Source organism: Falsiroseomonas sp., assembly GCF_030695085.1.
Lineage (GTDB): Bacteria > Pseudomonadota > Alphaproteobacteria > Acetobacterales > Acetobacteraceae > Falsiroseomonas.
Genome location: NZ_JAUYTS010000028.1, coordinates 1 through 1016, shown reverse-complemented (window position 1 = coordinate 1016; position 1016 = coordinate 1). Strand labels below are relative to the sequence as shown.

The window sequence follows — 1016 nt, the reverse complement described above, 5'->3', positions numbered from 1 at the left end:
TTGCCCTTCCCGCTCGGCGGCACCAGCAATCATTTCCGCGTCGATGTGCTCCGCACGGTGGGCGGCTGGGACGCCTGGAATGTCACCGAGGACGCCGATCTTGGCTTTCGCCTCTGGAGCCAGGGCTGGCGATTGGGGGTGATTTCATCTCCGACCTGGGAGACGCCGCCGGCCAGCCTTGCGACCTGGCTGCCGCAGAGGACCCGGTGGCTGAAAGGCTACCTGCAGACCTGGGGCGTGCACACCCGCCGGCCGTGGCGGCTTGGGTGGCGCGGGATAATGGCGCTCGTCCTGACCGTGGGCGCCGGTCTGGTCTCGGCGGCGATCCACGGCCTGAGCCTGGCCTGGGTCGCGGCGGCGGTCCTGGTCGCGGCCATGGCGGGTCTATCGCCAGGGACGCCCTTGCTGGCGCTCAGCGTGCTGATGCTGGGCGCCGCCTCGGCCTGGCTGTCCTGCGCCATCGGGGCCCGGCGCGCGGGCGTTCGCTACAGTCTGATCGACATGATCACGGCCCCGGCCTATTGGGCGCTGCTCAGCCTCGCCTTCGCCCATGCGGCCTGGCGTCTGGTGCTGGATCCCTTCGCCTGGGACAAGACGCCCCATCGCCGGGACGTCGGGGCTCCGCCCGCGGTCCAGGTCGAAATCGACGACAGGCTGGACGCGGCCGCGCCTCTCCGCCTATCAGCGGGCCATGCCGCCGCGCCTGAACCCGTCGCCTGAAACCCTCGTGACCCGCGCCTGGGCCGACTACGCCCTGCTGGATAGCGGCGGCGGCCGTAAACTCGAGCGCTACGGCCGCCACACGGTCGTGCGGCCCGAGCCCCAATGCTTCTGGTCGCCGCGCGACCCGGCCGCCTTCGACGCCGCCGACGCAGTGTTCGATCCCACCGACGAGGACGAGAGCGGCCGCTGGCGCTTCGCCGGAAGCCCGATCGACACCTTCCCGCTGGCCTGGCGCGATGTACGCTTTACCAGCCGGTTCACGCCGTTCCGCCACCTCGCCTTCTTCCCGGAAC

2 protein-coding genes are annotated in these 1016 nt (G+C 71.2%); both read left to right on the top strand.

What is annotated here, in order from left to right; all coding sequences use genetic code 11:
- Positions 1–720: glycosyltransferase (locus Q8S40_RS02995; RefSeq protein ID WP_305669231.1), on the top strand; the 720-nt coding region annotated here is incomplete at its 5' end.
- On the top strand, positions 692–1016 hold a 325-nt coding region (locus Q8S40_RS02990), incomplete at its 3' end, for a hypothetical protein (RefSeq protein ID WP_371136792.1). The genes Q8S40_RS02995 and Q8S40_RS02990, both read left to right, overlap by 29 nt.